The following is a 6,096-nucleotide window of genomic DNA, read 5'->3' on the forward strand; positions in this document are numbered from 1 at the left end:
GCGACAAGCTCGGCGAGGAGTACGGCGGCACCGTCAGCGCCGTCACCTCGTTCGGCATCTTCGTGCAGCTCGACGATCTCTTTATCGAAGGCCTCGTGCACGTCACGGAGCTCGGCAGCGATTACTTCCAGTTCGACGAAGTCCGCCACGAACTGCGCGGCGAGCGCACCGGCATCCGCTATCGACTGACCGACCGCGTGCGCGTGCAGGTGAGCCGTGTAGACCTGGACGCGCGCAAGATCGACTTCCGTCTTGTGCGCGAAGTCAACGCGCGCACGCTGGCGAAAACGTCGGGTCGCACCGAGCGCGGCGGCGCACCGGTGCCGGCCCCCGCCGCCGGTGCGCCAGGACTGGCCGGTTCGGCGGGTTCCGCCGCAGCCCGGCCGGGCATTCGCCAGATGCCCAAGGGCGGTGCGCTGCTCAACGGCGTGCAACTGGCCCCGGCGGGCAAGCACGCCGCCAAGCCGAAGTCCGTAAAAGTGAATGCCGCGCGGGCTGAGCGGGCTGAGCGAGGCGCCACCTCGCCAGCGAAGTCGGGAGGCGGCAAGGCGCCGGTGAAGCGTCCAGGAGGTCCGGCGAAGAAGCCGCGTCGTTGATTCGCGCAGCGCGGCGGAGGGTTTGCAGTAAGATGGGCGCCTTGTGCCGGCGGTGACCGGCAACAGGGGTCCGCGATGGATTGCGGCGGCGGGGGCCCCTGCGGGCTCCGCCGCCGTCGTGCTTTGTGCGGCGCCCGTTGTCGGCGGCCGTGCCGGCACACGCTATTTTGAGGATGTGAAATGAGTCAATTGAAACTGCTGTTCGGCTTTCATGCCGTGACGGCGCGTCTGCGCCACGATGCCGGTAGCGTCGAAGAGATTTACTACGATCCGAGCCGGCGCGATCGCCGCATGACGGACTTCCTGAAGCACGTTGAGTCGCTCAAGGGCGCCCCGGGCGTAAAGGTCAAGGTCATTCAGGCCGACGGCAAGCGCCTGGACGGCATGGCTGGTTCGTCGCGCCATCAAGGCGTGGTCGCGCGTGCTCAGGAAGTGTCGCTGGCGCTGAACCTCGACGAATTGCTCGACGGTATTTCCGGGCCGCCGCTGCTGCTCGTGCTCGACGGCGTGACCGATCCGCACAACCTCGGCGCGTGCCTGCGTGTGGCCGACGGGGCCGGGGCGCACGCGGTCATCGCACCGAAAGACCGCGCCGTCGGTCTGAATGCGACCGCCGCCAAGGTGGCCAGCGGTGCGGCGGAAACCGTGCCTTACATCATGGTGACGAACCTCTCGCGCACGCTTCGGGAATTGCAGGAGCGTGGTATCTGGGTGGTCGGCACCTCCGACGACGCCCCTGCCGACATCTACCGCACCAAGCTCACCGGGCCGATGGCGATTGTCATGGGGGCGGAAGGCGAGGGCATGCGCCGACTGGTGCGCGAGCACTGCGACGAGCTGATGAGTATTCCGATGGCGGGCGGCTGCGAAAGCCTGAACGTTTCGGTAGCGAGCGCCGTCTGCCTGTACGAAGCGGTACGCCAGCGCGCAGTGGCGGCCAAAGGCGCCAAGTGACAAACGTGAAGTGAGCGACTTCACGCCGAGGGGACGACGTCAAGGACGTGAGGTCAGCGGCGCGAAGCCAGGCCAGCGACGCCCGGCGCAAGATTGCCGGGCACGTCGCAGGGGTCGTTTAGCGTGCCGCGTCGATCAGCGCTTCCAGCTTGATCGCATCGGCGGCAAACGCGCGGATCCCTTCCGCGAGTTTTTCGGTCGCCATGGCATCGTCGTTGAGCGCAAAGCGGAACGACGGCTCATCCGTTTTCACGCGATCGATGCTCGCGGCGCGGGCGTCCTTCGCGTCGAGCCGTCGAGGCACTTCGCTCTGTGTCGTGCGGAGTTGTTCGAGCAGGGCGGGGCTGATCGTCAGCAGATCGCAGCCTGCCAATGCCAGGATCTGCCCGGTCGAGCGGAAGCTCGCACCCATGACTTCCGTGTCATGGCCGAAGTGCTTGTAATAGCGATAGATGGCGGCCACCGAGCGCACGCCCGGATCGTTCTCTCCCGCGTTGTCCGCCTCGACCCAGTTCGCACCCGCCGACTTCTTGTACCAATCGTAGATTCGACCGACAAACGGCGAAATCAGCCGGGCGCCTGCCTCGGCGCAGGCCGCCGCTTGCACCAGCGAAAACAGCAGCGTCATGTTGCAGCGAATTCCGTCGCGCTCGAGAATCTCGGCCGCGCGAATGCCTTCCCACGTCGAAGCAATCTTGATGAGCACGCGGTCGCGCTCGATGCCTTGCGCCTCATACATGGCGATGAGCTTGCGCGCACGGACCACCGTGCCGGCCGTATCGAACGACAGTCGCGCGTCCACTTCCGTCGACACGCGACCCGGCACGATGTCCAGAATCTCCCGCCCGAAGGCAATCAGCAGACGGTCGATGATCTCCGCGGTGGATTCCGCGCGGTGTTCACTGACGATGCGGGTGAGCATCGGGCGGTAGGCGTCCTTCTGGACGGCACCGAGAATCAGCGACGGGTTGGTCGTGGCGTCTTGCGGCTTGTAGGCGTCCATCGCCTGGAAGTCGCCGGTGTCGGCAACAACGATCGTGTGGCGTTTGAGCTGGTCGAGCTGATTCATGAGAGCGGCCTTGCGAGAAATGCACTGCGTGACATGAAGTCCGGGATGCGACCGGGCGATGAAAAACGGCGCGGCCCGCCTGACTCCGGTAAACTTCCGACTTTACCAAACTTTGCCGGAAATCCCCATGACCCAGGACGAACTCAAGCGCTTGGTCGGCGAGGCCGCCGCCGACTATGTGAACCAGCACGTGCCCGAGGGCAGCGTGATCGGCGTGGGCACCGGGTCCACCGCGAACTGCTTTATCGACGCGCTCGCCGCCCACAAGGGCCGCTATCGCGGTGCCGTCTCCAGTTCCGAGGCCAGCACCGAGCGTCTGCGCAAACATGGCATCGAAGTCTTCGACCTCAACCAGATCGACAGCCTGCCGGTCTACGTCGACGGTGCCGACGAGATCAACGCGCTTGGCCACATGATCAAGGGCGGCGGCGGGGCGCTCACGCGCGAGAAGATCGTCGCCTCGGTGGCGAAGGAATTCGTGTGCGTCGTCGACGCGTCCAAGGAAGTTGCCGTGCTTGGCGTCTTTCCGCTGCCGGTCGAAGTGATCCCGATGGCGCAGGCGAGCGTCGCCCGTGCGCTGACGGCGCTGGGTGGCAAGCCGCAGGCGCGGGTGCGTGCCGACGGCAGCCCGTACATGACCGACAATGGGTGTGCGATTCTTGACGTCCACGGGCTGCAGATCCTCGATCCGGTGGCGTTCGAGGCGCAGGTCAACCAGATCCCGGGCGTCGTGACCGTAGGGCTCTTCGCACAGCGCGGCGCGGACATCACGCTCATGGGTACGCCGCAAGGCGTGCGCACGCTCGACTACCACAACTGATCCCGGGAGGGCAGGATGGCTGGATCGCGTCGTCTTCCCGAAACCTGGTTCCGCCGTGGCCTGTGGCTGATCGCCGTGTTATTTGCGGCGTTCCTCATTGGCCTGGGCGGGCTCGTCGTCGACAAATTGCCGGGCGTAGCGCCTGCGCCGACGCTCGACTCGTTCGTCGATCGCGGGCAGGCGGCCGGTGCCGACGCCGCCATCAAGCAGGCGCAGACACAGCTCGAAGATGTCGAGAGCCGGTTGGAGACGGCGCGTTTGCAGCTCAAGGCGCGGAGTACGGCGTATCGCAGTGCGCGAGAGTCGTTCAACGATTGGGTGGCCACGCGTACGGCGACGGCGCAGGCCAGTCAGGATACGGAGCTTGTTGCGCGCACGCAGGCGCTCGATGCCTTGAAGGCGGCGCAGCGCGACGTCCAGACGCAAGTCGATGCCCTCGAGGCAAAACAGCTGGATGCCCAGCGCGCGGTGCAGTCGGCGCGCATGGCGCGCTATGCGCTGAACACGGCGGCGGGAGAAAAGCTTGCGGCGATCCAGCGTGCGCAGGATTTGAAAGTATTCGGCATTCGGCTTGCGCTTACACTGCCATTACTGGTGGTGGCGGGATGGCTCTTTGTGCGCCAGCGCAAAAGCACGTGGTGGCCATTCGTGTGGGGCTTCATCTTCTTCGCGCTGTTTGCGTTCTTCGTAGAGCTGGTGCCGTACTTGCCGGACTACGGTGGATATGTGCGGTACCTCGTGGGCATTGTGCTCACGGTGATGATCGGACGCTACGCCATCGTGTCGTTGCAGCGATACCTGGCGAGGCAGAGGGCGGAGGAGCAGTTACCGGACGAAGAGCGTCGCAAGACGTTGTCGTACGATCTGGCGCAGGCGCGGTTGGCGAAGTCGGTGTGTCCGGGGTGTGAGCGTCCGGTGAAATTGGACGATCCGAATCGCGATTACTGCGTGCACTGTGGCATTTGCCTGTTTGACCATTGCGGTGTGTGCGATGCGCGCAAAAACGCGTTCGCGCATTTCTGCCACCACTGCGGAGCGGCTTCGGCTGGCAAGGCAGCCGTGGGTGGCACGACGCCCGCCTGACCAGCACATCCAGCAGATCTCAATCGAGAAAAAAAGCATACGAGCCGATTCGCCTGCCTGTTTCCCGACGCCGGTGGCATGGCGCCATAGGGCGTATGCGGGGACGGATCGGGGCCCCTTTCTGCAGCGAGTTGGGTTTATGTCTGAGCGGCGGAAAGGGGCCCCGATCCGTCGGGGGGGAGGTGTTTACTCAGAGGGCGGCGGCACATAGCCTTGAGCGACATCGGCGCCGTCTCCGAAGAAATACTTTTCGGTTTGCTTGACGAGATATTGGCGGGCGCGCGGATCGGCCATATTCAGGCGGTTCTCGTTGATCAGCATGGTTTGTTGCTTGAGCCAGCCGGCCCAGGCTTCTTTCGAGACGCTTTCCCAGAGGCGTTTGCCAAGTTCGCCGGGCATGGGGGGGAAATCGAGACCTTCGGCTTCTTTGCCGAGTTTGACGCATTGAATCATGCGAGCCATGGGGAACTCCTTCGTGATCTGGTTGGGGCGTGAATGAATGTTGGGCGCATGAGTCGGTCCCGGAGAGGGGAATCGACATGCGACGAAAAAGCGCGCTGCGGCCGAGAGCGGTAGATGGGGACAACGGCGCGAGACACAAGGGGGAGCCTTGGGCGTGCGCCGCCTGCCTGCCCTTCGTTACAGCTTCTTGATGAGCACCAGCGAGCGGCGTTGCCAGTTATACAGGCGTCGGCGGTCGGCCGGCAGATCGTCGACGCCTGCCTTGACGAAGCCGCGCTTGAGGAACCAGTGCTCGGTGCGCGTGGTGAGAACGAACAGGCGATCCAGACCGCGGGCACGGGCGCGTTGCTCGATGTGTTTGAGCAGGCGTTCGCCGTCCCCGGAGCCTTGCGCTTCCGGGTCGACGGTCAGGCAGGCCATCTCCCCGATGCGTTCCATCGGATACGAATAGAGTGCCGCGCAGCCGAACAGGCGACCATCGTGCTCGATGACCGAGAAGTGATCGATGTCGCGCTCCAGCTGGTTGCGACCGCGTCGCACCAGCGTGCCGTCTGCCTCCAGCGGTTCGATGAGCTGCAGAATGCCGCCGACGTCGTCGATCGTCGCTTCGCGCAGGCTCTCCAGGTTCTCGTACGAGATCATGGTGCCCACGCCGTCGTGCGAGAACAGTTCGAGCAGCATGCTGCCGTCGAGCGCGAAGGGCACGATGTGGGCACGGCCGACACCCGCCCGGCAGGCGCGCGTCGCGTACTTAAGATAGAACGCCGAATCGCGGTCGAGCGTACCTTGCGACTGCAGGCGCTGGGCGTCTTCGAGGGTGAGTTCGTGCTGCAACTCGTTGTACTCGTTCATGACGCCGGGCGTTTCCGTGATGAAAATCAGCTTGTCGGCACGCAGCGCGATGGCCGCCGACGACGCCACATCTTCCATCGTCAGATTGAACGACTGACCGGTCGGCGAGAAGCCCAGCGGGGAGAGCAGCACGATCTTGCCGCTCGCCAGCGACAGGCGAATCGACTCGGCATCGACCTTGCGAACCACGCCGGTGTGCTGGAAATCCACGCCGTCCACGATGCCCACCGGGCGCCCCGTCACGAAGTTGCCCGACACGA

At 64.8% G+C, this 6,096-nt stretch carries 7 protein-coding genes; 4 read left to right on the plus strand and 3 right to left on the minus strand.

Annotated elements, in window-relative coordinates; translation table 11 throughout:
* A partial coding sequence (locus A985_RS29620) for a S1 RNA-binding domain-containing protein (protein ID WP_039830779.1) occupies positions 1 to 596 on the plus strand: 596 nt, incomplete at its 5' end.
* Positions 597 to 776: 180 nt separating this feature from the next.
* Complete coding sequence (gene rlmB, locus A985_RS0123095; RefSeq protein ID WP_017235749.1) at positions 777 to 1,550, plus strand: 23S rRNA (guanosine(2251)-2'-O)-methyltransferase RlmB; 774 nt, start codon at positions 777 to 779, stop codon at positions 1,548 to 1,550.
* A 118-nt stretch (positions 1,551 to 1,668) separates the two neighbouring features.
* Here rlmB and tal read toward each other — a convergent pair whose 3' ends face one another.
* Positions 1,669 to 2,619, minus strand: coding sequence for a transaldolase (tal, locus tag A985_RS0123100; RefSeq protein WP_017235750.1), 951 nt, complete (start codon positions 2,617 to 2,619; stop codon positions 1,669 to 1,671).
* 127 nt (positions 2,620 to 2,746) lie between these two features.
* Here tal and rpiA point away from each other — a divergent pair, with 127 nt between their 5' ends.
* Both rpiA and A985_RS0123110 read left to right on the plus strand, forming a co-directional pair.
* Entirely contained in the window at positions 2,747 to 3,439 is a 693-nt protein-coding gene (gene rpiA / locus A985_RS0123105; RefSeq protein WP_017235751.1) for a ribose-5-phosphate isomerase RpiA, read from the plus strand.
* A gap of 15 nt (positions 3,440 to 3,454) precedes the next feature.
* Entirely contained in the window at positions 3,455 to 4,522 is a 1,068-nt protein-coding gene (locus A985_RS0123110) for a hypothetical protein (RefSeq protein WP_017235752.1), read from the plus strand.
* Positions 4,523 to 4,708: 186 nt separating this feature from the next.
* Here the strand turns inward: A985_RS0123110 and A985_RS0123115 are convergent, their stop codons facing one another.
* Both A985_RS0123115 and argA read right to left on the minus strand, forming a co-directional pair.
* A complete protein-coding gene (locus A985_RS0123115) occupies positions 4,709 to 4,984 on the minus strand; it encodes an oxidative damage protection protein (protein ID WP_017235753.1) in 276 nt (91 codons plus the stop codon).
* A gap of 177 nt (positions 4,985 to 5,161) precedes the next feature.
* On the minus strand, positions 5,162 to 6,096 hold a 935-nt coding region (gene argA, locus A985_RS26780), incomplete at its 5' end, for an amino-acid N-acetyltransferase (RefSeq protein WP_232424723.1).

The organism is Pandoraea sp. B-6 (assembly GCF_000282835.1).
GTDB classification, from domain to species: Bacteria; Pseudomonadota; Gammaproteobacteria; order Burkholderiales; family Burkholderiaceae; genus Pandoraea; species Pandoraea cepalis.

Coding starts and splice junctions, on each gene's coding strand:
- rlmB (WP_017235749.1), top strand. CDS start 777: ATGAGTCAATTGAAACTGCTGTTCGGCTTTCATGCCGTGACGGCGCGT.
- tal (WP_017235750.1), bottom strand. CDS start 2,619: ATGAATCAGCTCGACCAGCTCAAACGCCACACGATCGTTGTTGCCGAC.
- rpiA (WP_017235751.1), top strand. CDS start 2,747: ATGACCCAGGACGAACTCAAGCGCTTGGTCGGCGAGGCCGCCGCCGAC.
- A985_RS0123110 (WP_017235752.1), top strand. CDS start 3,455: ATGGCTGGATCGCGTCGTCTTCCCGAAACCTGGTTCCGCCGTGGCCTG.
- A985_RS0123115 (WP_017235753.1), bottom strand. CDS start 4,984: ATGGCTCGCATGATTCAATGCGTCAAACTCGGCAAAGAAGCCGAAGGT.